The sequence below is a fragment of the Pseudonocardia sp. 73-21 genome (assembly GCF_001899645.1).
In the GTDB taxonomy this organism is placed as follows: Bacteria; Actinomycetota; Actinomycetes; order Mycobacteriales; family Pseudonocardiaceae; genus Pseudonocardia.
In genome coordinates, this window is sequence record NZ_MKVV01000071.1 from 14,558 (window position 1) to 38,326 (window position 23,769).

23 protein-coding genes are annotated in these 23,769 nt (G+C 72.8%); 15 read left to right on the forward strand and 8 right to left on the reverse strand.

The window, feature by feature from the left end; translation table 11 throughout:
* Nucleotides 1–3: 3 nt before the first annotated feature.
* Genes BGP03_RS22530 through BGP03_RS22545 form a run of 4 tightly spaced genes read right to left on the reverse strand, consistent with a single transcriptional unit; the run spans nucleotide 4 to nucleotide 4,542 of the window.
* Nucleotides 4–855, reverse strand: coding sequence for a xanthine dehydrogenase family protein subunit M (locus tag BGP03_RS22530; RefSeq protein WP_296374843.1), 852 nt, complete (start codon nucleotides 853–855; stop codon nucleotides 4–6).
* A gap of 15 nt (nucleotides 856–870) precedes the next feature.
* Nucleotides 871–2,439, reverse strand: coding sequence for a hydantoinase/oxoprolinase family protein (locus tag BGP03_RS22535; RefSeq protein ID WP_298797026.1), 1,569 nt, complete (start codon nucleotides 2,437–2,439; stop codon nucleotides 871–873).
* Entirely contained in the window at nucleotides 2,432–3,547 is a 1,116-nt protein-coding gene (locus BGP03_RS22540) for a DUF917 domain-containing protein (protein ID WP_298797025.1), read from the reverse strand. The genes BGP03_RS22535 and BGP03_RS22540 overlap by 8 nt, the downstream gene beginning before the upstream one ends.
* Nucleotides 3,544–4,542 (reverse strand): LLM class flavin-dependent oxidoreductase, encoded by a 999-nt coding sequence (locus tag BGP03_RS22545; RefSeq protein WP_296374838.1) that lies wholly within the window; start codon nucleotides 4,540–4,542, stop codon nucleotides 3,544–3,546. The genes BGP03_RS22540 and BGP03_RS22545 overlap by 4 nt, the downstream gene beginning before the upstream one ends.
* A 125-nt stretch (nucleotides 4,543–4,667) precedes the next feature.
* Between BGP03_RS22545 and BGP03_RS22550 the strand changes: the two genes are divergently transcribed.
* The 9 genes from BGP03_RS22550 to BGP03_RS36030 all read left to right on the forward strand — a co-directional run bounded on the left by BGP03_RS22550 (nucleotide 4,668) and on the right by BGP03_RS36030 (nucleotide 13,431).
* Nucleotides 4,668–6,206 (forward strand): helix-turn-helix domain-containing protein, encoded by a 1,539-nt coding sequence (locus BGP03_RS22550; RefSeq protein ID WP_298797024.1) that lies wholly within the window; start codon nucleotides 4,668–4,670, stop codon nucleotides 6,204–6,206.
* Between the two features lie 802 nt (nucleotides 6,207–7,008).
* Nucleotides 7,009–7,341: a rhodanese-like domain-containing protein gene (locus tag BGP03_RS22555; protein WP_296374836.1), complete on the forward strand. Its 333-nt coding sequence runs from the start codon at nucleotides 7,009–7,011 to the stop codon at nucleotides 7,339–7,341.
* Nucleotides 7,338–8,711 carry an MBL fold metallo-hydrolase gene (locus BGP03_RS22560; RefSeq protein ID WP_298797022.1) on the forward strand — a complete coding sequence of 458 codons (1,374 nt, stop codon included), beginning with the start codon at nucleotides 7,338–7,340 and terminating at the stop codon, nucleotides 8,709–8,711. The genes BGP03_RS22555 and BGP03_RS22560 overlap by 4 nt, the downstream gene beginning before the upstream one ends.
* Nucleotides 8,708–9,583 carry a sulfite exporter TauE/SafE family protein gene (locus BGP03_RS22565; protein ID WP_296374832.1) on the forward strand — a complete coding sequence of 292 codons (876 nt, stop codon included), beginning with the start codon at nucleotides 8,708–8,710 and terminating at the stop codon, nucleotides 9,581–9,583. Before BGP03_RS22560 ends, BGP03_RS22565 begins: the two co-directional genes overlap by 4 nt.
* A 196-nt stretch (nucleotides 9,584–9,779) precedes the next feature.
* Nucleotides 9,780–9,998, forward strand: a complete 219-nt coding sequence (locus BGP03_RS22570; protein WP_296374831.1) for an SHOCT domain-containing protein — start codon at nucleotides 9,780–9,782, stop codon at nucleotides 9,996–9,998.
* A complete protein-coding gene (locus tag BGP03_RS22575; protein ID WP_298797018.1) occupies nucleotides 9,995–11,446 on the forward strand; it encodes a multicopper oxidase family protein in 1,452 nt (483 codons plus the stop codon). The genes BGP03_RS22570 and BGP03_RS22575 overlap by 4 nt, the downstream gene beginning before the upstream one ends.
* Nucleotides 11,443–12,069, forward strand: a complete 627-nt coding sequence (locus BGP03_RS22580; RefSeq protein ID WP_298797016.1) for a class I SAM-dependent methyltransferase — start codon at nucleotides 11,443–11,445, stop codon at nucleotides 12,067–12,069. Before BGP03_RS22575 ends, BGP03_RS22580 begins: the two co-directional genes overlap by 4 nt.
* 265 nt (nucleotides 12,070–12,334) lie before the next feature.
* Nucleotides 12,335–12,700: a thioredoxin gene (gene trxA / locus BGP03_RS22585; protein WP_296374825.1), complete on the forward strand. Its 366-nt coding sequence runs from the start codon at nucleotides 12,335–12,337 to the stop codon at nucleotides 12,698–12,700.
* A 131-nt stretch (nucleotides 12,701–12,831) separates the two neighbouring features.
* On the forward strand, nucleotides 12,832–13,431 hold the full coding sequence (locus BGP03_RS36030) for a carboxymuconolactone decarboxylase family protein (protein WP_363094277.1): 600 nt from the start codon (nucleotides 12,832–12,834) through the stop codon (nucleotides 13,429–13,431).
* 221 nt (nucleotides 13,432–13,652) lie between these two features.
* Here BGP03_RS36030 and BGP03_RS22595 read toward each other — a convergent pair whose 3' ends face one another.
* From BGP03_RS22595 to BGP03_RS22605, 3 genes are all read right to left on the reverse strand, one after another.
* The gene (locus BGP03_RS22595; RefSeq protein WP_296374823.1) at nucleotides 13,653–14,279 is read right to left on the reverse strand and encodes a maleate cis-trans isomerase; all 627 of its coding nucleotides are present in this window, start codon (nucleotides 14,277–14,279) and stop codon (nucleotides 13,653–13,655) included.
* A gap of 213 nt (nucleotides 14,280–14,492) precedes the next feature.
* Complete coding sequence (locus BGP03_RS22600) at nucleotides 14,493–15,185, reverse strand: hypothetical protein (protein WP_296374821.1); 693 nt, start codon at nucleotides 15,183–15,185, stop codon at nucleotides 14,493–14,495.
* Nucleotides 15,182–15,634 (reverse strand): nuclear transport factor 2 family protein, encoded by a 453-nt coding sequence (locus BGP03_RS22605; protein ID WP_296374819.1) that lies wholly within the window; start codon nucleotides 15,632–15,634, stop codon nucleotides 15,182–15,184. The genes BGP03_RS22600 and BGP03_RS22605 overlap by 4 nt, the downstream gene beginning before the upstream one ends.
* Before the next feature lie 179 nt (nucleotides 15,635–15,813).
* Between BGP03_RS22605 and BGP03_RS22610 the strand changes: the two genes are divergently transcribed.
* The 5 genes from BGP03_RS22610 (at nucleotide 15,814) to BGP03_RS22630 (ending at nucleotide 20,847) form a co-directional block, all read left to right on the forward strand.
* On the forward strand, nucleotides 15,814–17,742 hold the full coding sequence (locus tag BGP03_RS22610) for a histidine kinase (protein WP_296374817.1): 1,929 nt from the start codon (nucleotides 15,814–15,816) through the stop codon (nucleotides 17,740–17,742).
* Nucleotides 17,739–18,383: a response regulator transcription factor gene (locus BGP03_RS22615; protein ID WP_296374815.1), complete on the forward strand. Its 645-nt coding sequence runs from the start codon at nucleotides 17,739–17,741 to the stop codon at nucleotides 18,381–18,383. The genes BGP03_RS22610 and BGP03_RS22615 overlap by 4 nt, the downstream gene beginning before the upstream one ends.
* Nucleotides 18,384–18,861: 478 nt before the next feature.
* Nucleotides 18,862–19,272 carry a DUF6069 family protein gene (locus BGP03_RS22620; RefSeq protein ID WP_296374813.1) on the forward strand — a complete coding sequence of 137 codons (411 nt, stop codon included), beginning with the start codon at nucleotides 18,862–18,864 and terminating at the stop codon, nucleotides 19,270–19,272.
* Between the two features lie 36 nt (nucleotides 19,273–19,308).
* Nucleotides 19,309–19,653 carry a YciI family protein gene (locus tag BGP03_RS22625; RefSeq protein ID WP_296374811.1) on the forward strand — a complete coding sequence of 115 codons (345 nt, stop codon included), beginning with the start codon at nucleotides 19,309–19,311 and terminating at the stop codon, nucleotides 19,651–19,653.
* Nucleotides 19,654–19,656: 3 nt separating this feature from the next.
* Nucleotides 19,657–20,847, forward strand: coding sequence for an RNA polymerase sigma factor (locus tag BGP03_RS22630; RefSeq protein WP_298797010.1), 1,191 nt, complete (start codon nucleotides 19,657–19,659; stop codon nucleotides 20,845–20,847).
* Here the strand turns inward: BGP03_RS22630 and BGP03_RS22635 are convergent, their stop codons facing one another.
* Nucleotides 20,848–21,012 carry a hypothetical protein gene (locus BGP03_RS22635; protein WP_296374807.1) on the reverse strand — a complete coding sequence of 55 codons (165 nt, stop codon included), beginning with the start codon at nucleotides 21,010–21,012 and terminating at the stop codon, nucleotides 20,848–20,850. It lies immediately after the preceding gene.
* A 69-nt stretch (nucleotides 21,013–21,081) separates the two neighbouring features.
* Between BGP03_RS22635 and BGP03_RS22640 the strand changes: the two genes are divergently transcribed.
* The gene (locus BGP03_RS22640; protein ID WP_298797008.1) at nucleotides 21,082–23,385 is read left to right on the forward strand and encodes a hypothetical protein; all 2,304 of its coding nucleotides are present in this window, start codon (nucleotides 21,082–21,084) and stop codon (nucleotides 23,383–23,385) included.
* The last annotated feature ends 384 nt before the right edge of the window (nucleotides 23,386–23,769 follow it).

Consider the following 23,769-nt stretch of genomic DNA (forward strand, 5'->3'; position numbering starts at 1 on the left):
CACTCACCTTCCCGCTCGCTGTGCACAGATCCCGGCCGCCCGGCGCAGCAGCCCGGGGACGACGCGGCGCCGGTAGGCCGCGGTCGCGCGCAGGTCGTCGACGGGCTCGACGCCGTCCAGGACGGCCGACGCGGCTGCGTCGACGCGGTCGGGTTCGAGCGGGCCGCCCACCAGCGCCGCCTCCGCGCCGGTGGCGCGCTGCGGGCGGGGCCCGACCGACGCCAGCGCGACCCTGGCCTCGGTGACCGTGCCGGCCTCGTCGAACCGCAGCCGCATGGCGAGACCGACGATCGCCACCTCCATGGCGCTTCGCCGGCCCACCTTCAGGTAGACGTCGCCGCTGCCCTCCCCGGTCGCTGGCATGCCGATCGCGGTGAGCAGCTCATCGGGCGCGCGGGTGGTGGCCCGGCGCCCGACGAGGAACGCACTCAACGGCACGGTCCGGCTCCCGGCGCTGCTGCGCAGGGTCACCGTCGCGTCGTGCACCAGCAGGGCGGGCACGGTGTCTGCGGCGGGCGAGGCGTTGCAGACGTTGCCCCCGATGGTGCCCACCACCTGCGTCTGCCGCCCGCCCACGGTGGCGGCGGACTCGGCGACCGAACGGAAGCCGTCCCCCAGGACGCCCTTGGCCAGCTCGCGGTGCGTCACGAGGGCGCCGAGGGTGATCGGGCCGTCGACCTCGATCCCTCGCAGCGCCTCGATCCGCTCGACGTGCAGCAGGGCCGCGGGCGTGATCTCCCCACGGGCGAGCTGGACCATCACGTCGGTGCCACCGGCGAGGACCTGGCAGCGCTCACCGCGCGTGGCCAGCACGTCGAGGGCCGCATCGAGAGAGTCGACTGCGTGCAGCTCCATCACAGCTCCTGGTGGTCAGTGGGTCTTCAGGGGGCCGGCCGCCTTGACGCGGACCCGGGCGACCGGCTCGGTGAGGTAGGCCAGCGGAACCTCGTCGATCTCCACCACCTCGACGTGAGCGGGATCGGCACCGGCCCGGATCGCCTCGTCGCGCGCCAGCCGGACGGCCTCGGCCAGCGCGTCGTCGCGGCCGTCCTTGCCGTAGCTGAACACCCGGTCGACCTCGCCGGACACCGACGCGATGGCAGCCCCGATGGCGTTGGCCACGTCGTAGTTCTCCGGGCGGTGCACGCCGGCCACCCCGGCGAGGGTCTCGGGGATCAGCCCACTGCCTCCGCCGACGGCGATCAGCGGCAGCTCGCGGCCCGACGTCTTGACCCGGTCGACCGCCTCCTCGATGCGGACGGCACAGGCGGCCAGGCAGCGCAGCAGGAGGTCGGTGTGGGCCGTGGTCCGGGTGGCGTCCCCGATCCCGCCGCCGCGCCCCGACGCCACGATGGCATCGGTGAGCGTCGGCACCGATCCGCCGAACACCAGTGCCTCCGACGTCAGCCGGAAGCCGACACTCCCGGGGCCCAGCTCCACGACGCCGCCGGACTCGCGCAGGATCGTGCCGCCGCCGAGTGCCAGCGACACCAGGTCGGGCATCCGGAAGTTGGTGCGGACCCCACCGATCTCGACGGCCGTGGACGACTCCCGCGGGAACCCCGAGGACAGGATCCCGATGTCGGTGGACGTGCCGCCGACGTCGACGACCAGCGCGTCCGTCGACCCGGTGAGGTAGCTCGCGCCCCGCATGCTGTTGGTCGGGCCGCTGCCGATGGTCAGGATCGGGTAGCGCCGGACGTAGTCCAGGCTCATCAGCGTGCCGTCGTTCTGCGCGATATAGGCCTCGGCGGCGATGCCGTGCGCGCGCATCGCGTTGCTCAGTCCGTCGGTGACCCGCCCCGCCACCGCGACCAGTGCCGCGTTGAGCACACAGGCGTTCTCCCGTTCGAGCAGCCCCAGTGAGCCGATCTCGTGGCTCAGCGACACGGGGACGTCACCGAGCACCTGCCTGACCAGCTGCTCAACGCGGAACTCCTGGTCGGACAGCACCGGGGAGAACACCCCCGAGACCGCCACGCCCTCGGCCTGCTCGCGCACGCTCTCCAGAAACCGGCACACGGCGTCCTCGTCGAGCGCGACGATGGGCTCCCCGGTCATCTCGACGCCGCCGTCGACGATGGTCTCCCCGCAGGAGACCGCCATCCGCAGGTCGGGGGGCCAGCTCGACAACGGCGGGATGGCCTGCGTCGCCGGGCCGCCGAGCCGTACCGCCGCGACCCGGTTCAGGTTGCGGCGCTCCAGGATCGCGTTGGTGGCATGCGTCGTGCCCAGCATGACGTGGGTGACCCGCTCGGCCGCACCGTCCACCTCGCCGAGCACGCGCTGCAGGGCCGACAGGATCCCCGTCGTCACGTCCGGGGTGGTGGGGTGTTTGACCTTCGCCAGCAGCCGGTCCTGCGGGTCCATGATGACGGCGTCGGTATTGGTGCCACCGACGTCGATACCGACGCGCAGACCGCCCATGAGTTCAGGCACGGAATCCCCCCGCCACGCGCGTCGGCGCCGACCCGGATGCGCGCTCGGCGACCGGGACGAAGTCGAAGTCGTATCCGAAGGCCCGTGGCCCGACCGCCTTGAGCCCGTCGGCGGTGATCCAGACGGCCGGAGAGTCGAACGCCACGATCTCGACCCGCTGGCCGTAACGGATCATCTCCGTGACGATCCCGTGGCCGGTGTGGACGTCGAGCAGCGTGATGATGTCCGGGACGGTCGCGAGCGGCTCGCCGTCCTCGATCACCACGAGGTTCTCGTTCTGGAACTCCAGCCGGAACAGCCGGCCCTTGTCGTCGCCGAGGCCGTCGATGAGCGCCGAGCCACGGACGAACCCGCCGCTGGTCCGCCGCTCGATGTCGATCACCTTGCCCTGCCCCAGCCGCACCATCGGGGCCACCTCGGCGATCGCCGCGAGCGGATCGTCCCCGCCGCCCAGGATCGCCTCCCCCATGCGGATCGCGCGGGTCACCGTGCCCGAGATCGCCGGGCGCCGGGCCTGGCCGACCGTCATCGGATAGAGCCCGCCGCACGCGGAGCCGCCCATCGCCGCCACGGCGTTGCGCACGAGCTTCTCCAGCCAGATGTTGTCGCGGGTGGTGAAGACGATGGTCTGCAGCCGTTCGTCGGTGATCACCGCGGGCGAGCCCGGCATCCCGTACAGGTGCGGGGTCAGCATCTGCAGCTCCGGGAACGCCCGGCCCATGAAGTCCGCGTCGAGCAGCGGCAGACCCGCGTAGGCCGCCCAGGCCACGGGCAGCACCCCGTTGATGCCACCCATCTCGAAGGGCATCACCGCGGCCACCGGCCGGCCGAACTGCTGCTCGTAGCTCTCGCGGATGACCCGGCCCTCGGCACCGTTGGGGATCTTCTCCATCATCACCGTGGGGGCGCCGATCATTCCGCAGGGCATGATCAGGTCGTCGTCGTCGAAGCCGTCGAGCGGCCGCACCTCGACGGGCCCGAGCTCCCGGATCGCCACCATCGCCATCAGCTCGCCGATTCGCGGGTCCCCACCGCCACCGCCCGCGAACACCGTGCAGCCGACGGAGAGGGCGGGCAGGTCGTCCGGGCTGATGTGGGTGGCCGTCACCGGCTCAGCCTGGGGAGCACGTCGGCCGCGATCAGCCGCAGCTGGGCCTCGGTCGCGTCCGCGGGCTGCGGCGAGAGAACGACGCTGTCGGCCCCGGCGGCCCAGTACTGCTCGATCCGGGCGGCGGCCTCGTCGGGCCCGCCGGAGATCGCCAGGACGTCGATCCACTCCTCCGGCATGCCGTCGAGCAGCGCCTGATAGCCGCCCGCGGCGATCAGCTCCGCGATGGTTTCGTTGATGCCGATGGAGCCGGTGAGGGGCGTCGGGCCGACAGCCTCCAGGTAGAACGCGAGCGACTCCTTGACCGCGGCCCTGGCCGAGTCCCGGTCCCGGCCGACCGAGGTCAGGACGTAGGTGGGCACGCTGAACGTGCCGCTGCGACCGGCCTCGCTCCTACCCTTCTCGCCGAGCGACCGCGCCCAGCTGACGTACTCCGTGGGGGCGAGCACGGACAGCACGTTGCCGTCGGCGATCCGCCCGGCCAGCTCGCAGCCCCTGGCACCGATCACGCCCAGGTAGAGCGGCACCTCGGTGGCCGGCGGGTGGAACAGCGACACATCGCGGAACGTGAAGTACTCACCCTCGACGGTGTAGGGCTCGCGGCTCGTCAGGAGCGTACGGATGCCGGTGACCGCCTCGGTCAAGGCGCGCATCGGGGACCTCGGGGTGAGTCCCATCTGCCGTACCCAGGCCGGGACGCCGTGACCGATCCCGGGCAGGAAACGGCCCGGGTACGCCCGGTCCAGCGAGGCGATCTCCATCGCGGCGGCGGCCGGGTGGCGAGCGACGCAGGAGACGACACCGACACCCACCCTGACCCGGGTGGTGGCGGCGAGCACCTGCGCGGCGGCGGTCAGTCCGCCGTAGAAGAAGTAGTCCTCAGCGAGCCAGACCTCGTCGAAGCCGAGCTCTTCGCACAGGGCGGCAAGCTCCGGCAGACGTTCCGGAGCGGTGGTGCTGAGCAGCAGGATCCCGAGCCGACGGATGTCCGTCACGAGCCTCCCCTTTCTCGGCGAATGCTTCCGTCTCGAAGCTAGTTGCCCGGGGCGCGGTCGAGCCATGTGCGATCGGCACAGCATCAGCGGGTTGATTGTGCGGCCGGCACAGGTCAGGGTGAGCCATGATCCGGCTCACCGTCTCCGATGCGCTCGACGAACTGGAACGGCGCACACCCGGGCTGGCCGAGCTCGTCGTCGGGTCACCCGACCGGGAGGTCCGGGCCGCCTGGCTCGCCGAGGACCTGCGCGATCTCGGCGACTGCCCGCCGGGGTCGCTGGTGATCCTGAGCCGCACCGCATCGAGCGAGGCCCAGGGCTACAAGCTCGACGTGGCGCTGCGCCGGTTGCGCGGCGTCGCGGGTCTCGTCCTGCAGTCCGACGCGCCGAAGCCCTCCCTCAGCGCACTCGCACTGGCCCGCCGCGAGGACCTGCCGCTGATCCGGCTGACCCGCGCCACCGACGTCACAGCGGTGCTCACCGTCGTCGTCCGGATGCTCGACACACAGGTCCCGACGCTGCTGGAGCGGGCCGTTCGCGTGTGCGACGAGGTCGACCGCCTGGAGACCCACGACATCGACGGCGAGGAGCTGCTGGTGCGCTCCGGCGCAGCCGAGCTGTTCGGGCTCGCACTCGGCACCCGCGATCCCCGGCTCGTCGGCATCCCCGCGGTACTCACCGACCGCGGTGGGCACTGGCTCCAGCGCACCCCGACGGTCGTGGCCGAGGACTCGCTGGCCCAGCTCGCGATGTGGCGGATCGCGGCGGCCATGACGCGCCACGCCACCGAGGCCGACCGCGCCGAGCAGCTCTCCCTGCTCTCGGCGGGCGAGTTGCTCAACCAGCTGCTCGACACGGCGACCGAGGACAGCGGCCCGCTGCTCCGGCGGGCCGCGGCGATCGGCATCCACGTGGAGACGTGGAACCAGGTGGTCGACGTGGAGTTCGCGAACCTGCTCGCCGTGGCGCAGGACGACCCGGTCACCGCCTACCACTATTCCCAGACGCTGAGCCGGGTGGCGGCACAGACCGCGGCGCAGCAGGACGGGAGCTGGACCATGGCGCCACGGGCGGGCGGGGTCCTGCTGCTGCGCAACCGCAACCATCCTGACGGCCCGGCTGGCTTGCGGAGACTGCGGTCCGCCGCGCAGACCGTCCTCGACCGTGTCGTGCAGACGTTCCCCGCGGTGCGGGTGCTGTGCGGCATCGGCGGCGCGCACGAGGGGCTGGCGGGCCTGCAGGCCTCCCGGGCCGAGGCGGACTCCGCGCTCCAGAGCGCCCGGCTCCGCGGCGCCTTCGACGAACCCGTGCTCTTCGACGCGCCTGGGCTGAGCCGGCTGCTGGTGGAGTGGTACTCGTCGAGCTCGGTGCGGCAGAGCATCGAGGACCTGCTCGCACCGCTGAACGCGCTCAGCCCGGCGAAGCAGCAGGAGTACAGCACCACGCTGCGGGTCTACCTGGAGACCAACCGGTCCGTCGGACGTACGGCGGCACAACTCTACCTGCACCGCAACACCGTGGCGTACCGGATCACGAAGGTCCTCGACGTGCTCGGTATCGACCTCGACGATCCCAACCAGTTCCTCGCCGTCTACCTCGCCTGCTACGCCCAGTCCATGCCCCGCGGCGCACGCACGGCCCACCGCGGCACCGACTCTGGTTGACGACATCGTTCCCACCGAGTGCACGTCCGGTGTATCCGGCGAACAGTGGGTACCGGGAAGCCGCCAAAGCGAACAACACAGACGCCGCGATGACGGGGCACCGCAAAGCCACCCCGCGCCGCCTGACCGCCGAGGAACGCCGGCCCTGCTCGCCTACGTCGACGCCGACAAAATCGCCATCCGCGCGGACCTCCCGGACCTGATCCGCTTCGTGCTCGGCTCCGGCCTCCGCGTCGACGAGATCTGCGCCGTGCGCGGGATGGACGTCGACCTCGACGGCATCCCGGTCGTCGACCAGAACGACATGCGCCTGGTCCCGGTGGTCGCGGTCCGCCCGGCGTCAGGCGCAGGGCAACCCGGCCGTCGCCCGCGTGCTCACGCTGATCGACACCCTCGACACCCGCTGCCAGACCGCGCCCGTCCCGACCGGAACGGCATTCCCACCGACCAGCTGACGCGTTCCGGGGACATCGGCCCCTGATCACACTCAGGAGCGGCGGAACAACCGCCGCCACATACCGCCCGAGCCCGACGTCGGTGCGCAGCTGCAACGCTGTGATGCCGGCACCCCGGCCAGGACCTGCTCGACGTGCTGCCCGCACCCGCGGTAGGTGGCCTTGCCGCAGTTCCGGCACGTCGCCCGCTGACACATGTGAACCTCCATCGTTCGGCGAGAGTCCCAATATACCCTATGGGGTATCATGTGGCGTCCGTCACACTGATACCCCCTAGGGCATCAATGAGCCGCCTTCCTCGTTGCCGCAGATACCCCAGGGGGTACATCCGACGGAGAGGTTCAGAGATGTTGCCGGAGATCGATCAGCAGCAGTTGGCCCAGGTGCGTGCGGCCGCCGCCGTGGTGGTGGTGGACGTGCGGGAGGCCGAGGAGTACCGCGCCGGCCACGTGCCCGGCGCTCGGCTGATACCGCTGAAGGTGCTGGGCGCGCGGATGCACGAGGTGCCCCGGGACACCCCGGTGTACGTGGTCTGCCAGTCCGGTGGTCGCAGCGCCCAGGCCACGCGGATGCTGCTCGGAGCGGGCATCCGGGCCGTGAACGTCCGGGGTGGCACCGCAGCCTGGATCCAGGACGGACAGCCGGTCGAGCGCGGCATCGGGACCGAGGCGACACGATGATCGAGATCCTGACGATCGAGACCACCGGGCTGGGTGATCGCAGCTACCTGGCCCACGACGGGCGGGTCGCACTCGTGGTCGATCCCCAGCGCGACATCGACCGGGTCCTGGCCGTCGCCGCCGACGCCGGCGTGACGATCACCCACGTGTTCGAGACCCATATCCACAACGACTACGTCACCGGCGGGCTCGCCCTCGCCCGGGCCACCGGAGCCGCCTACCTCCTCAGCGCCGACGACGACGTGGCCTTCGAGCGCACCGGCCTGCACGACGGGGACGTCGTGACCATCAGCCCGGACATGGCCGTGAAGGCGCTGCACACCCCCGGCCACACCCACACCCACCTGTCCTATGCACTGCTCGACGCGGCAGCCGATCCGATCGCGGTGTTCAGCGGGGGCTCCCTCCTGTTCGGTGCCACCGGCCGCCCGGACCTCCTCGGGCCCGACCACACCGACACCCTCGTGCACGCCCAGTGGCACTCCGCCCGCCGTCTCGCCACCGAACTGCCCGACGCCGCGACCCTGCACCCGACCCACGGGTTCGGCAGCTTCTGCTCGGCGAGCGCGACGGCGAGCGGCACAGCGGGCACCGTCGGGGACGAGACCCGCGCCAATCCCGCACTCACCCTGGACGAGGAGCACTACGTCCGCGACCTGCTCGCCGGGCTCGACGCCTTCCCCGCCTACTACGCCCACATGGCCCCGGCCAACAGCGCCGGCCCCGACACCCCGGACCTCACCCCGCCCGCCGTGGCCGACGCGGGCGAGCTGCGCCGACGCATCGACGCCGGCGAGTGGGTCGTGGACCTGCGCGACGGCACCGCGTTCGCCGCCGGGCACGTCGCCGGCAGCATCAACGTCGGTCTCACCGGGCAGTTCGTCACCTACCTCGGTTGGCTGATCCCCTGGGGCACCCCGATCACCCTGCTCGGCGACACCGCCGTCCAGGTGGCCGACGCCCAGCGCGAGCTCGTCCGGGTCGGCATCGACCGGCCCGCCGCGATGGCCACCGGCGGCCCCACCGACTGGACCGGCACACCGGTGTCGTTCCGTCGCGCCACGTTCACCGATCTCGCCGCCGTGCTCGCCGCCGGCGACGACCCGGCCGTGCTCGACGTCCGCCGCACCCCCGAACGGGCCACGGCCGCGATCGCCGGATCGGTGCACATCCCGATCCACGAGATCCTCACCCGGCTCGACGAGATCCCCGCCGGACCGGTGTGGGTGCACTGCGCAGGCGGCTACCGCGCGAGCATCGTCGCCTCCCTGCTGCACGCCCGCGGCCACGACGTCGTCGCCGTCGACGACGACTTCACACAGGCCGTCGCCGCCGGGCTCACGGCGACCACCGACCGGGCCGCGGCATGAGCGTCATGACCGTCGCCCTCGTCGCCCTGCTCGCCGTGCTGGTCGGGGTCACCCTCGGCCTGCTCGGCGGGGGCGGTTCGATCCTGATGGTCCCGCTGCTGGTCTACGTCGCCGGCGTGCCCACCGGCAGCGCGATCACGACGTCGTTGTTCGTCGTCGGCGTCACCTCGCTCGCCGGGCTGATCCCCCACCTCCGCCGCGGCACCGTGCAGTGGCGCACCGGCCTGGTGTTCGGCGCCGCGGCCATGGCCGGTGCTTTCGCCGGCGGACTGGTCGGCGGGCATCTGCCCGGTCCCGTCCTGCTGGGCGGCTTCGCAGTCATGATGATCGCCACCGCCGTCGCGATGCTCCGCGGCCGCCGCGCCGGCTCCGTAGCCGTCCCCGCCCGTTCCCCGGTCCGCACACTGCTCACCGGCGCGGCCGTGGGAGCCGTCGCCGGGCTGGTCGGAGCGGGCGGCGGGTTCCTGGTCGTGCCGGCACTCGCACTGCTGGGCGGGCTCGCCATGCCCGCCGCCATCGGCACCTCCCTGCTGGTCATCGCTCTGCAGTCGGCAGCCGGGTTCACCGGGCACCTGGGTGCAGCGGCCCTGGACTGGCCGCTGACCCTCACCGTGACGGGTGCCGCCGTGGTGGGCGCCCTGATCGGAGCGCACTACGCGGCACGGGTCCCCGCCGCGGCCCTACGCCGGGCGTTCGGCTGGTTCGTCCTCGCCATGGGCACGTTCGTCCTGCTCCAGCAGCTGCCGGCAGCCGCGCTCCTGCCCGCCGGGACCGCAGTGGGAGCCCTCGCCGTCGCAGCCGCCGGCTGCGCACTGATCTCGCCACGGTGCCCGCTGCGCTCCATCGGACACACGGCGGCGGGAGTACCGTGACAGCCACCAACGGCTACCCCCACGCCGAGCTCGCCGCCGTCGCCAGGGACGCCTCCACGCGCCTGCCCGCCGCACTCGACTCCCTGGCCCAGGACTGAGGTCCTCCGGCCCGGCAGGAGAGGGCGAGGGCCCCTCGTCCTCCCGACGCGGGACGACGACCGTCGAACCCCTTACAGACCGGAAGGACCGCACCACCATGATGGGTACAACAGCGATGAGCTGGTTCTGGATCTGGCCGACCCTCGTCGTCGTCGGGCTCGCACTGCTCGGCTACCTCGCCTACCGGATGGTCCAGAGCCGAGGTTCCGGACGCCCGGCCGTCCCGAACCGGTCGGCCCGCCAGATACTCGACGAACGCCTCGCGCGCGGCGAGATCGACGCCGACGACTACCGCCGTCGAGCCGACCTCCTGTGACACCGGCCCCGATCAGCCGCCGCCGCGCTCTGGTCCTGGGAGGGCTCGGCGCGGTCGGGCTGGTCACCGGCGCCACCGGATGGATCGCGAGCGCCACCGCGGCCCCCGCCACGTTCCTGCCCGGCGCCAGCGGTGCAGAACTCGTCCAGCCCCCGGTACTCGACAGCCGCGACGGCCGGCTCGCGGTCGAACTCACCGCCGCAGCCGGCGCCCGGCTGGCCGGCCGCGACACCTCCGCGCTGGGCTTCAACGGCGGCTCCCCCGGCCCGACCCTGCGCGTGCGCCCCGGCGACGAACTGGCCGTCCGGCTCACCAATCGTCTCCAGCAGCCGACCAACCTGCACACCCACGGCCTGCGCGTGTCCCCCCGGGGCAACAGCGACAACCCCTTCGTGCGGGTCGATCCCGGCGAGTCGTTCGACTACCTCTACAAGATCCCCGCCGACCATCCGGCCGGCACCCACTGGTACCACCCCCACCACCACGGGATGGTCGCCGACCAGCTCTACGGCGGACTGGTGGGCGGGTTGATCGTCGACCGCGGACCCGACGTCCCGGTCACCACCGACCGGCTGCTGCTGATCACCGACATCACCCTCGACGACGCCGGGGCCGTCGTCCCGGCCACCGCCACCGATCGGGCGAACGGCCGGGAGGGACAGCTGGTGCTGGTCAACGGCCAGCACCAGCCCACCATCACCGCCGCACCGGGCAGCACCGAGCGCTGGCGCATCGTCAACGCCTGCACGTCCCGCTTCCTGGCCCTGCACCTCGACGGCCACCAGCTCGACCAGATGGCCCTCGACGGCTCGTTCTTCCCGCGCCCGGCGGCCCACGACACTCTCGTCCTCGCCCCGGGCAACCGCGCCGACCTCCTCGTCCGCCCCCGGGACACCGGCCGGTCCGCGCTCGTCACCGCCGCCTACGACCGCGGCTCCATGATGGGCCCCGGCGCCACCGGCACCGCATCGACGACGCTGGCCACGCTGGTCACCACCGGCCCGCCCCGCGCAGCAGCGTCACTCCCCGCCACCCTCACCGCGGAGGCCCCCGTCACCGCACCGGTCACCCGGAAGCGGACGACGGACTTCCGGATGGGCATGGGCGACGGCATGGGCGGCGGCATGGGCGCCTCCATCGACGGGCGCTCCTTCGACCCGAACCGCGACGACCAGACCATCGCCTTCGGCAGCACCGAGGAATGGACCGTCACCAACAGCAGTCCGCTCGCCCACCCGTTCCACATCCATGTGTGGCCGTTCACCGTGACCGCGGCCAGCGACGGCCGGACCACCACGGGCACCCCGCAGGACGTCGTGATCATCCCGCCCCGCGGCTGGGTCCGCCTCCGGATCCCCTTCACCACCGTTCCCGGGCGCAGCGTCTACCACTGCCACATCCTCGACCACGAGGACGCGGGGATGATGGCCACCGTGGTGGTCGCATGATCGACGCCGAACACTGGGACACCGTGTACACCGACCGCGGCGAACGGGGAGTCAGCTGGTTCACCGAGACACCCGCGCTGTCACTCGCCCTGCTCGACGCCATCCACGTCGGCCCGGAGCGATCCCTGATCGACGTCGGCGCGGGCGCATCTCGACTGGTGGACGCGGTACTGGCCCGCGGTCACACCGACGTGACGGCGCTGGACGTGTCCGAACAGGGGCTCGCGGTCGCGCGGAAGCGACTCGGGGCTGCTGCAGAGCGGGTCCACTGGGTGGTGTCCGACCTTCTGGTCTGGCGACCCGGCCGCACCTTCGACGTATGGCACGACCGGGCCGTGTTCCACTTCCTCCGTGACCCCGACGCGCGGGCCCGCTACCTCGCGCTGCTCGACTCCGCCCTGCAGGACGATGGCGTCGCGGTGATCGGCACCTTCGCCGAGGACGGGCCGACGGCCTGCTCGGGTCTGCCGACGGCCCGCTACTCGCCCGACGAGCTGCTCGACGCCCTCGGCGGCACCTCGCGGTGGGTGGAGCTGGCCCGCCGTCGCGAGCACCACACCACCCCGTCGGGCGCCGACCAGTCCTTCAACTGGCTCGCGCTGCAGCGCCGGTCGGCTCCCTGACCAGGCGGACCTCGGAGTGAGGTCCGGGCTGCCGGTCCGCCGGCGTCGCGACCGGGCAGGCCGCCGTCAGATGGAGGCTGCGCACCGTGGACGTCGCACTCACGCCCAGGTGGATCATGTCGTAGAGCCGCCGAGCGGTTCGCCGTCGACACCGTCGTCCGGACGATCCGCCCCGCGGGCTGACCATGTCACCGGACGGGAACAGCACGGACAGGATGCGCGTTCGATATACTGTGGGGGGTATCTGAACAGGAGAGGTGCAACCATGGCGACGATCGAATTGACCACCGAGAACTTCAACGACACCGTCGGGGACGGCGGGATCGTGCTCCTCGACTTCTGGGCATCGTGGTGCGGACCGTGCCGGATGTTCGGCCCGGTCTTCGAGAAGGCAGCCGCCAAGCACGACGATGTCGTGTTCGGCAAGGTCGACACGGAGGCCCAGACCGAGCTCGCCCGGACGTTCGGCATCTCCTCGATCCCGACGCTGATGGCCATCCGCGACGGGGTCGTGCTGTACGCCCAGCCCGGCGCGCTGCCCGAGCCGGCTCTGGAACAGCTCATCGAGCAGATCCGGGGCGTCGACATGAACGACGTCCGGCGCACGCTCGCCGAACAGCCCGAGAACTGACCGACCCGCTCCGTCGGACCGGACGGACCGGTCCCACCGGGGAGAAGGCCTCATGCCATGGTCGACCGGGCCCGGAATGCTGGCGGCCGAGGACACCCCGACCGGAGCACACCACGCCACTGGAGGTCGACATGGGAGACGCTGCCGCACTGCAACGGGAGGCGCGCACGCTCGGGCGCGAGCTGCGTCGGGCGATACCCGACACCTACAAGGCCTACGCACAACTGCACGGCGCCGTGCTCGGACCGGGCGCGTTGAGCACGAGCACCAAGGAGCTCATCGCACTCGCGATCGCCGTGACCAGGGAGTGCGACGGCTGCATCGCCGCCCACGCCGACGGTGCCGCGCGCAGTGGCGCGACGGCCGACGAGGTCGCCGAGGCGATCGGTGTCGCCATCCTGATGAACGGCGGACCCGCCACCGTGTACGGGCCCCGCGCCTTCGCCGCCTTCCGGGAGTTCGCGGAGGCGACACCCCCGCACCGGACCCCGGCCTGCGCCGACCACGACGCACGATCTCCCGTCGGGTCCGAGCCGCAGGACGTCGCGCCCGACGCGGAGACCACGACCGTACAGACCGACCCCTTCGGTGACGCCCTCCTCGATGGCCTGCTCCACGATCTCGACGTCGCCAACGACGCCCATCCCGCCCTTCACGGAGAAGCTCGGCATCGGGACGGGCCGACCAATGGCGACGGGGCTCGCCGATACCCGCCCGGTCCAGGCAGATAGCTCCTACCGGCAGAGCACATCGGTGGGTAGGACGGGAGCCTCACTGAGGCTGCGACGTCATGACGGTCCTGTTCGTCGCCGCCGTGACCATCGGACCGGCTCTCGTGGCGCTCGTCGGGGTCGGGTTCTGCGGGCACTGACCGCCTGCAGCACCTTCAGCGACGAAACCCTCCGACTGGTCGAGGGCGCCGAGCACCCGGGTTGGTCAAGGCCGCCGGGTGTCAGACCGGTCTGTCAGGCGATGTGCCGAACACCCGCCCGTACCCGTTCACCGTGTGGGGGTCTGCACCGGCGACCGCCATCATGGCCCACAGAAGCACCTGATTGGCCGTCAGCACCGGGCGCCCGAGTGCACTTTCCAGCGCCTCGATGACGCCCACCGCACGCAGGCCGTTGCCACCGATCGTCACCGCGTCCACGCTGTCGGGCACCTGTGCCAGCACCCAGCCGTACAGGTCTTCCGGGGTGATCAGGTCCTGCCCGCTCGGTAGACCGCAGGAGGCGGAGAAGTCCACCTCGAACCCGGCCGCCCGGTAGTAGTCGCGACCGAGATCGCTCAGCTGGGAGTCGAACCACGGTGGGCTCACCACGGCCACTCGACGGGCGCCCATCGCATGCAGGGCGGTCACTGCCGCTGCGCACGGGGCGACGACGGGCAGCCCGCCGGCCTGATCGCGGAGGCGCGCGATCATCGCGTCCTCACCCGCGGCGCCGATGACGTAGGCGGAGCTGGTGAAGCCGTACCCGATCGCCTGCACCGGTGCTGTCGACAGCAGCTGGGTGGCATCGTCGACGCCGGGTGGCCCGGCAAAGGCACGCACCGGCGCCAACGGGATCGTCGGGTCCATCACCCCACCCGCCGTGATCGCACCGAACGGCACCCTCGCGGCGTGGATCCCGATGGCCGCGGGCGCCATCGCCCGCAGCTCCGATTCCGGGCCCACGTCACCGTGCGGTACCAGGACACCGAGCCGGCACCGAGTACTCCAACCATCGGGTCGCCACATGGAACGCCACCTCCTCCTACCGCCTGTCCGACGGCTGCTGATGCATTTCTTCGTTCAGCCAGGTACGCGAGCGCTGGCCGGTGACATCGGGACGGTCCCCGATTCCTCGCGCAGGAGCGCCCACGCGGCTGCGCCCATACCGATCGCGGTCAGGGCCCACGCGGAGGCGTCCAGCGCCTGGACTCCGAGGACGACGAGCGCCAGGAAGTGCAGTGGTTGGGAGATCGTCAGCACCCAGGCGACGACCGCCGGCACCTTCCGGGAGCGCAGCAGCGCGAGGCCCAGCAGCACGGTTCCCACGACATGTCCGACGATGAAGACAACCTGGGCGAGGGCCACCGCCGGATGTCCGTGGTCGAGCAACTGCGCCGACGCCGAGGCCCCCAGGCCGGCCTCGTCGGCCGACCACATCTCGGCGTCACCGGCGACGAGGAAGGCGAGCATCGTGTAGCCGGGAACCAGCAGCCCCACTGCCCACCAGGTCAGTCGGGGCGCGGCGGCGCGGGTAAGCCGGGCCGCCGCGAGCACGCCCGGCAGCAGCACGAGCAGCGCCGCCGTCCCGATCCACACGGTGGCGCTGTGGCGACCGGGTGCGTCGGCCACCGCCTGCACCGTCTCCGCCGCGGTCCCCGCGGAGAACGTCGGCATGATCGCGCGCAGCACCGCGATCAGAGCCGGCCCCAGGGGCATCGCGACCGCCAGGATCACCGCTGTGGGTCGGGCGAGCCGGGCCACCGGCGCGCTCATGCCGACCGCTCCGCGGCCTGCTCGGAGGTCGGTACCGGCCGGGGGAAGCCGGGGACGTGATCGCCGTGCCGGTGCACGAGCCTCCACCCACCGCTCTCCCGCCGGTAGATCTGTGTCACGCGCAGCCGATTGTGCATGGTCGGACCACCGTCGAAGGACGCTACGGAGTCCTCGTAGGCCGCCGTGTAGGCCATCTGACCGACGACGTCGGCCGCCACGATCTCGACATCGAACCGTCGGCCGTCGGTGAACCGCGACGCGAGCGACCGGAACAGCGCAACGCACTCGGCCGACCCCGTGCGTTCGACCGGTAGCGCACCGAACACCGTCATCGGGTCGTGCGTGGTCCACAACGCGATCCGGGGCTCGGGATCGCCGTTGTGCAACGCATGGTCGGCGTCGTTCACCGCCTTCACCGTGGTGGTCAGGAACTCCTCCAGTTCGTGCATCGCAGACCGCCTCCTCGCGCTCGGTTGTGTGGTGAGCACGTTCGCTCCACGCGCGTCCCACCGACAGGGCAGCGCACCCGACGATCTGGGCAGATGCCCGGTGACCCGGGAGGATCTCCCGGACGCAGCCGTGCTTCCGCGAGCACACTTCGGGTGCGACCGGGATGGGAGGAGCCGACATGTCCGGCAGTTCGGCGAGCGGGCGATCAGCGATCGGCCTCGCGGCTCTCGCCGGGGTCGAGGTGGGCGGCGCCGTCGCGGCCACACTCGCATCCGGCTGGTCGGTCGCCCAGGCCGTGGGCTCCTTCGTCGTCAGCAACGCGGTGATCGGCATGAGCTTCGCGTTCTGCGGCGCGCTCATCGCCTACCACCGCCCCCGCCACCCCGTTGGCTGGCTCTACGCCCTCGGTGGTGTGCTCCAGCTGCTCAGTGCGGTCGCCGTGCCCGCGGCGCAGCTGCTGCACGACCACGACGCACCCCTGTGGATCGTCCGCTCGGCCGTCACGGTCTTCTCGTGGGCGTGGCCGTGGCACATCGGTCTCGTGCTGCCGCTGTCGCTGCTCCTGCTCCCCGACGGGCAGCTGCCCTCACGACGCTGGCGCCCGGTGGCGTGGACGATCGCGCTGACGGCACCGCTGTTCGTGGCCGAGGTCGGTCTGGCCGACGACACCGTGCCCGGGCTGCCACGCGGCTACCTGACGCTGCCCTCCTACGGCGAGCTCGGTCCCCTGTGGACGCTCAGTGAGCTGCGCTGGGCACTGGCGGTCGTCATCGGTGTCGCGGCGCTCACCGTCCGGTACCGACGCGGTGACGAGCAGTTGCGCCGGCAGCTGCTGTGGCTGGTCGCCGCCGCTGTCGTCGTCCTCGCGGCGGTCACACCCTGGGCACTCATCGCCGGCACACCCATCGCGGTCCTGTTCACCATTCCGCTGCTGCCGATCGCCATCACCGTCGCCATCCTGCGGCACCAGCTGCTCGACATCAGGCTCGTTCTCGCGCGCGGGGTCGCCTACATCCTGCTGTCCGCGCTCGTGCTGGGTGCGTACGCGGCGCTCGTGGTCGTCCTGTCCGGTGTGGCGTCGGCGCTGATCGTCGCGCTCGCCGTGCTACCGCTTCGCGCGCTGCTGCAGCGCTCCGTCGACCGGATGCTCTACGGCGAGCGGAGGGACCCGTTGCGGGTCGCCTCACGCGTCGGTGGACGGCTCGGCGTCGGGCTCACCGACACGCTCGACGAGATCCGCGAATCCCTGCACCTCCCGTGGGTGGAGGTGCGGGTCGGCGACGAGGTCGCCGCCGCATCGGGGCGGCCGGTCCCCCTCACCGCGGACATCCCCATCACCGGCAACGGCCGGCTCCTCGTCGGCCTGCGGTCGGGCGAGAAGCGCCTCGCGGCAGGAGACAGGCGGATCCTGCACCTGCTGGCCGGGCCGCTCGCCACGGCGGTCCAGGCGACACGGCTGTCCCACGACCTGCAGACCTCGCGCGAACGGCTCGTCAGCACCCGGGAGGAGGAGCGCCGTCGCCTGCGCCGCGACCTGCACGACGGGCTCGGACCGCTGCTCACCGGCGTGGCGATGACGGCGGACGCCGCGGCGAACCTGGCCGTCCGCGCCCCGGAGGAGGCCACCGCACTGCTCGGCGAGCTCCGCGCCGACACCCGGGTCGCGATCGGTGAGATCCGCCGCATCATCGACGACCTGCGGCCGCCCGCGCTCGACGAGCTCGGCCTCGTCGGCGCGCTGCGGGCCCGCGCGGCACGGACGCGCACCCGCACCGACGGCGCGCCGCTGCACGCGACGGTCGACGCGCCACCGGACCCGCCCGTACTGCCTGCGGCGATCGAGGTCGCGGCCTACCGCATCGCCACCGAAGCGCTCACCAACGCCGCCCGCCACTCCGACGCCGACACCGTGATCGTCCGGCTCGCCTGCGCCGACGCGCTCACCGTCGAGATACTCGACGACGGCTCCTCCGACGGCGAGTGGAGGATCGGCGTCGGCCTCACCGGGATGCGCGAGCGCGCCGCCGAACTCGGTGGCCACTGCACCGCCGGGCCGACCGGCAGCGGCGGCCGGGTCGTGGTCTCCCTTCCCCTGGCGTTCCCATGATCCGCGTCGTCGTCGCCGACGACCATCCGGTCGTGCGCAAGGGGCTCGTGGCGCTGCTCGCCTCGATCGAGGAGTTCGACGTGGTCGGCGTCGCGAGCACCGGCCGCGAAGCCGTCCGGGAATGCGTACTGCACCGCCCGGACGTCGCGCTGGTCGATCTGCAGATGCCCGACCTCGACGGGTTCGGAACAACCCGCGAGCTCGCCCGCGTCGCCCCGGGGGTCGCGGTCTGCGTGCTCACCATGCATGACGACGACGACTCGCTGTTCACCGCGATGAAGGCCGGGGCGCGCGGCTACCTCCTCAAGGGAGCCGAGCAGGAGGACATCGCGCGAGCCGTACACGCCGTCGCCCGCGGGGAGGTGCTGTTCGCGCCCGAGGTCGCCGGGCGCGTGCTCGGCCGGCTCTCCGGACGCGACACCCCAGCGGCGCGGCCGTTCCCACAGCTCACCCCGCGCGAGCTCGACATCCTGGACCTCGTGGCAGCGGGCATGCCGAGCGCCGACATCGCGGCCAGGCTCGGCCTGTCCACGAAGACCGTCGCCAACAACGTCTCCAGCATCCTCGGCAAGCTCGGACTGGCCGACCGCGCCCAGGCGGTCATCGCCGCCCGCGACGCCGGACTCGGCCGCTCGGACTGACGCGTCCGCGACGACGACGAACGCCTCGGCCAACCGACCCTGAGCGAGCTGATCCGGCGGCTCGAACGGGAACCGGGCACCCGGCAGGGTCGCGCTCACCGGGGCCGGGTTCGAGCTCCTCGGCCGGGCCACGGTCATCCTCGACGAGATCGCGTCGGCCACCTGCGTCGCCATCACCTGCGGCGTCGTCCCCGATCCGGAGGGGGGTCGGGGTGGTGTTCTGCGCCGAGACCCTGCTCGTCGCCCTGCGTCCGGACCACCGCCGGGGTGGCGCCGCCTCGGGCGGTGTAGCCCGGACCAGGCCCAGAACGGGCTGGCGGGCCCGACCGCCGGAACGCTGAGACGTAACGGGAGCGGACCGTCCGGCGCACGATTCTCCGAGAAATGTTCCGCGGGGATGTCGAACGAGCGCGGGCCCGTTCGTGGCCATGGTGAGAGACCGGCAACCGGGTCGGTCCCCCCACCACCGGAGGTCCCCGTGTCCACCACCGTTTCCGCCACCCACGCCCCCACCCCGACCGCCGCCGCGCTTCTCCGGACCGGTTCCGCCGCAACCGTCGCCGCAGCGGTCGCCACCGCGGTCGTGGCCACCGCCGGTCAGGCGGTCGGCATCAGCACCGACGTGTCCGGGATGCCGATCCCGGCGTCCGGGTTCGCCGTCATGACGGTGATCTTCGCCGTCCTCGGGCTGGTCATCGCCGTGGCGCTGCGCCAGTTCGCCCACCGGCCGCGCACCGCCTGGCTGCGCACGACCGTCGCACTGACCGTGCTGTCGCTCGTGCCCGACGCGCTGGCCGACGCCGCCGTGTCCACCAAGCTGCTGCTGATGCTGACCCACGTCGTGGCGGCTGTCATCGTGATCCCCGCCGTCGCCCGGCGCCTGTCCTGACCGACGACCACCGAGGAAGCGATCGCCATGCGGTACATGATGAGTGTCCTGAACGACGAGAGCGTCCCCCCGCCCACGGGCGCGGACCGGGACGCGTCCCTCGCCCGGGTCGGGGTGGTCAACGACGAGATGCAGGCGAAGGGGATCTGGGTGTTCGGCGGCGGGCTGCGGCCCTCCGACAGCGCCACCGTCGTCCGCGTCCAGGACGGGGCCACCACCATGACCGACGGGCCCTTCGCCGAGACGAAGGAGCAGCTCGGCGGGTTCTGGGTCATCGAGGTCGCCGATCTCGACGAGGCGCTGTCCTGGGCGCAGAAGTGCGCGGAGGCGTGCTGGGGCCCGATCGAGGTGCGCCCCTTCGACGGCCTGAGCCAGAGCTGACGGGTGGACCTCAGCAGCGTCTACCGGGCCGAGTACGGCCGCTGCGTCGCCACCCTGACGCGCCTCCTCGGCGACATCGGACTCGCCGAGGAGGCCGTCCAGGACGCGTTCGCGGTAGCGCTGGAGAAGTGGGAGGTGCTGCCGCCCAACCCGGGCGGCTGGATCGTCACCACCGCGCGCAACCGGGCCGTCGACCGGTTCCGCCGCGAGGCCACCCGCGAGGAACGCCACGTCCACGCCCTGCTGCTGCACCAGCCCGACGACCGACCCGAGGAGGTGGGACCGGTGCGCGACGACCAGCTGCGACTGATCTTCACCTGCAGTCACCCGGCCCTCTCCCCGTCCGCGCGGACCGCGCTCACCCTGCGTCTGCTCGGTGGGCTGGAGGTGCCCGAGATCGCCCGCGCCTACCTCGTGCCCGAGGCGACGATCTCCCAGCGGATCGTGCGGGCGAAGAAGAAGATCCGCGACGCCGCCATCCCGTACCGGGTGCCGGGCGAGGCGGAGCTTCCGGACCGGCTGCCCCCGGTGCTGACGGTGCTGTACCTGATCTTCAACGAGGGGTACGCGGCGTCGACGGGCCCGCTGCTGCGCACCGACCTGTCCGGCGAGGCCGTCCGGCTGGCCCGCGCGCTCGCCGACCTGATGCCCGACGAGCCGGAGGTGCTCGGACTGCTGGCACTGCTGCTGCTCACCGAGGCCCGCAGGGCGGCCCGCGTGGGACCGTCCGGGGAGCTCGTGACGCTCGCCGAGCAGGACCGCACGCTCTGGAACGGCGAGCTGATCGCCGAGGGCCACGAGCTCGTCCGGCGCTGCCTGCGTCGCGACCGGCCCGGCCCGTACCAGATCCAGGCCGCCATCAACGCCGTGCACACCGACGGGCCCGCCACCGACTGGCCGCAGGTGCTGGCCCTCTACGACCAGCTCGTCGCGCACACCCCGACGCCGATCGTGGCCCTGAACCGGGCCGTGGCTCTCGCCGAGGTGCACGGGCCCGCGGCCGCGCTCTCCGTCGTCGAGGACCTGGACATCCCCGGCTACCACCTGCTGCCCGCCACCCGGGCCGACCTGCTGGCCCGCCTGGGCCGCACCGACGAGGCCCGCGCCGCCTACGACGAGGCCGCGGCCCTGGCCGGCAACCACACCGAGCGGGCGTTCCTGCTGGGCCGCCGCGCCCGCCTCGGCGAACGATGATCATGCACCGCCCGGCGGAGCGGAGACCGGGCGGCCGGGCCACTCGGTGAGGAGCTCCCGCTCGGCGGCGCTCAGCCCGTCGAGCCGGGGTGCCATCGCGCGGAGGGCGACGGCCGTGGCCATCAGCCCGTCCTCCGGACCTCCCGACCCGGGTGTGGTGCCCACGGCAGTATCACGCGCAGCTCGCGGGTTCTCTCAGTGCAGGGACCCGCCCGGCGTGACGTGGAGGATGCGATGTCCGGAACTCCGAAGGGCCTGCCCGCGCTGTCGCCCGGTGACGACCACGAGCTGCGCGTGCACGGCGTGGCGGGCAGCTCGCCCGAGAGCATGCTCGGGCTCTCGGCGCGGCTGCAGGCCACGGGCGTCCGCGGGACGGGCGGCGCCGATCCCGTCGTCCCGTCCCGCGGCACCGTCGGTGCCGACACGGAGTGCATCGCCGACCCGGCGCCCGGGGACGTCTCGGTGTGGGAGCCGCCCGCCGTCGACCCGACCCTGCGCGCGTTCTCCTGGAGCTCGCTGACCTCGGGGCACTGGTACCAGGCGTTCTACCTCCTACTGCTGCCGTTCATGCTCGCGAACCTCGCCGGCTGGATGATCGTCGGCCGGTCACCGCTGGGGCGCGGGTGGGAGGTCCGGCTCGCGTCGTTCCTGGTGCGCGCGATCGGTCTGCTCGTCACCGGGGTGTTCGTCGTCTCCGCCCAGATCGTGGTGGCCGACCTGGTGGTGGTCCAGTGGCTGCGCTGGCCGGTGGCCATCGGGCCGGTGACCACGGCGGCGGTGCTGGTCGGTGTCGTGGTGCTGACCCGGATCCGCCAGCAGCCGGGAGCCCGCCGTCCCTGGGAGAACCACGACGACCCCGTCGGGCAGTGCTCGCTGACCGACCAGGCGCGGATGTGGAACAGCCCCGGCATCAACGTCACGCTCCGGTGGCTGCACCTCGACGCGGGCCTCGCCACGATCGCGCTGCTCGCGGCGTGGCCCATCGGGCCGGCCCCGGGGTGGACGGGGCTGCTCGCTCTCGGCCTGGGTGGGGTCGTCGTGGTGGTCGTCGTCGCGCTGCTGGCCTGGGTCAGCCTCGGCGACGGCCACACTGCGATGGGCCCGACCATGGCCGTGGTCCGGCCGCTCAGCGCGGTGTCGGGGCTCGCGGCGCTCACGGCGGCAGCGCACCAGGAGGGGCTGCCCGCGGGCACGTTCCTCCCGGGCGCTCCCCTGCACGCGCTGCACGGGGCGATCGTGTGGATCGCGCTCGCGGTGCTCGTCGGGGTCGTGGCCCTCACCGCGGTCGGCCTGGGCACCGGGCACGGCCGGGCCGCGACGAACGCACCGGCGGTGCTGCTGATGGCCGCCAGCCTCGGCGCGATGCTGGGCGCCGGGCTCGCGGGCCAGGTCGGGCGGCAGACCGGACTCTGCACGGGGTCCTGCCCCGAGCTCGGACCGTACGTCACGTGGCTCGCGGTCGGCGTCACCGTCACGGTCGCGGTGCTGGTGGTGTACGTGCTGGTCAGGGCGGTCTGGCTGAGGTCCCACCCGTCGACGGAGGGGTCGCTGGTGCACCGGCTGACCGGCAGCGCAGGCGGCATCACGGTGCTGGTCCTGGCCTGCGGCGCGACGCAGCTGGTGGTGGGGCTCGTGCTGGCGCTGCGCGGGTACGACGGACGGCAGAGCACGAGCGGCGTCCTCGCCGTCACCGAGGTCGTCGTGGCGGTGCTGATCGCCGCGCCGGTGCTCGCCGGCGCCGCCGTCCTCGCCTGGCGGCTGCCGGCCACCCCCACGCGGCGGGCGAACCTCCCGCCGAACCGGGCGGCGTGGGTCGGGCGGGTCGTCGGTCTCGCGGCCGTCGTCGCCGCGGTCGGGATCACGGTCGGCACGACCTGGACCGTGGCGGTGCTCGGCGTCCCGCTGCCGCCGCGGACCTTCACCGACCTCGCGCTCGACGTCGCGATCCTCCTGCCGACCGCCGCGGTCGTCACCCGCGTCTACACCGGCCTGACCAACCGCGGTGTGCGCCGCGGCGTGGGAGTGCTGTGGGACGTGGGCACGTTCTGGCCTCGGTGGTTCCATCCGTTCGCCCCGCCGACCTACTCCGACGTGGCGGTGCCCCGGCTCGTCGGGCAGATCGCGTCGGACCTCCAGGCGGGCCACCGGCTCGTGCTGGCCCCGCACAGCCAGGGCGCGGTGATCGCCGCGACCGCCGTCCTGGGTTCGGCCGGGACCGACCGGCTCGCGATGCTCAGCTACGGCTCGCCCTGGGAGCACCTGTACGCCCCGTTCTTCCCGCTGTACGTCAACGCCGCGACGACGTCCGCCGTCATCGCCCGGCTCGGCGGCCCCGACGCGCTGCGCTGGCGCAACCTCCACCGCGTCACCGACCCGATCGGCGGCCCGATCGCCGGCGTGCCCGACCAGGAGCCGCTGCCCGATCCGTGCCGCCGCGCCCACTCCGACTACTGGCTCGAGCCCCAGTACGCCGAGGCCGTGGTGCGGCTGCGCCTGACGCTGGCGACGCCGACGGGTGGAACGTTCGTCGACGCGTAACGGCAACCCGTTGCACTGGCTGAGCCCGCTGGTCTACCTCGGACCGGCCGTCAGCACGTTAGCGATCACCCGACCCGGAATTCCGGCGAGCCTCGGCGCGCCGATGGCGGTGGGCGTCGTCCTCGTGGCCGTCGTGCGCCAGATCTGGCTGCGCCACAGGGTCTGGCCGCGGCCCGACTCCGTACCGCCGCTGCGGCCCGTCGCCGCCGTTCCCGCCGGCACCGACCCCGCGGTCGCGGCCGTGCCGGCCGCCCGGTCACGGCGCGCCGAGGCCCGGCGCATCGTCGCCGACGACCCGCTGCTCGGCCGCGACCTCACGATCGGACGCCCCGACCTGCCGCGTGACTACGACGACGGCGGCCTGGTCGACCTCAACTCCGCCCC

Coding starts and splice junctions, on each gene's coding strand:
- BGP03_RS22605 (WP_296374819.1), bottom strand. CDS start 15,634: ATGCACGAACTGGAGGAGTTCCTGACCACCACGGTGAAGGCGGTGAAC.
- BGP03_RS22595 (WP_296374823.1), bottom strand. CDS start 14,279: ATGGACCCGACGATCCCGTTGGCGCCGGTGCGTGCCTTTGCCGGGCCA.
- BGP03_RS22625 (WP_296374811.1), top strand. CDS start 19,309: ATGATGAGTGTCCTGAACGACGAGAGCGTCCCCCCGCCCACGGGCGCG.
- BGP03_RS22640 (WP_298797008.1), top strand. CDS start 21,082: ATGTCCGGAACTCCGAAGGGCCTGCCCGCGCTGTCGCCCGGTGACGAC.
- BGP03_RS22530 (WP_296374843.1), bottom strand. CDS start 855: ATGGAGCTGCACGCAGTCGACTCTCTCGATGCGGCCCTCGACGTGCTG.
- BGP03_RS22615 (WP_296374815.1), top strand. CDS start 17,739: ATGATCCGCGTCGTCGTCGCCGACGACCATCCGGTCGTGCGCAAGGGG.
- BGP03_RS22570 (WP_296374831.1), top strand. CDS start 9,780: ATGATGGGTACAACAGCGATGAGCTGGTTCTGGATCTGGCCGACCCTC.
- BGP03_RS22580 (WP_298797016.1), top strand. CDS start 11,443: ATGATCGACGCCGAACACTGGGACACCGTGTACACCGACCGCGGCGAA.
- BGP03_RS22600 (WP_296374821.1), bottom strand. CDS start 15,185: ATGAGCGCGCCGGTGGCCCGGCTCGCCCGACCCACAGCGGTGATCCTG.
- BGP03_RS22560 (WP_298797022.1), top strand. CDS start 7,338: ATGATCGAGATCCTGACGATCGAGACCACCGGGCTGGGTGATCGCAGC.
- BGP03_RS22550 (WP_298797024.1), top strand. CDS start 4,668: ATGATCCGGCTCACCGTCTCCGATGCGCTCGACGAACTGGAACGGCGC.
- trxA (WP_296374825.1), top strand. CDS start 12,335: ATGGCGACGATCGAATTGACCACCGAGAACTTCAACGACACCGTCGGG.
- BGP03_RS22565 (WP_296374832.1), top strand. CDS start 8,708: ATGAGCGTCATGACCGTCGCCCTCGTCGCCCTGCTCGCCGTGCTGGTC.
- BGP03_RS22555 (WP_296374836.1), top strand. CDS start 7,009: ATGTTGCCGGAGATCGATCAGCAGCAGTTGGCCCAGGTGCGTGCGGCC.
- BGP03_RS22610 (WP_296374817.1), top strand. CDS start 15,814: ATGTCCGGCAGTTCGGCGAGCGGGCGATCAGCGATCGGCCTCGCGGCT.
- BGP03_RS36030 (WP_363094277.1), top strand. CDS start 12,832: ATGGGAGACGCTGCCGCACTGCAACGGGAGGCGCGCACGCTCGGGCGC.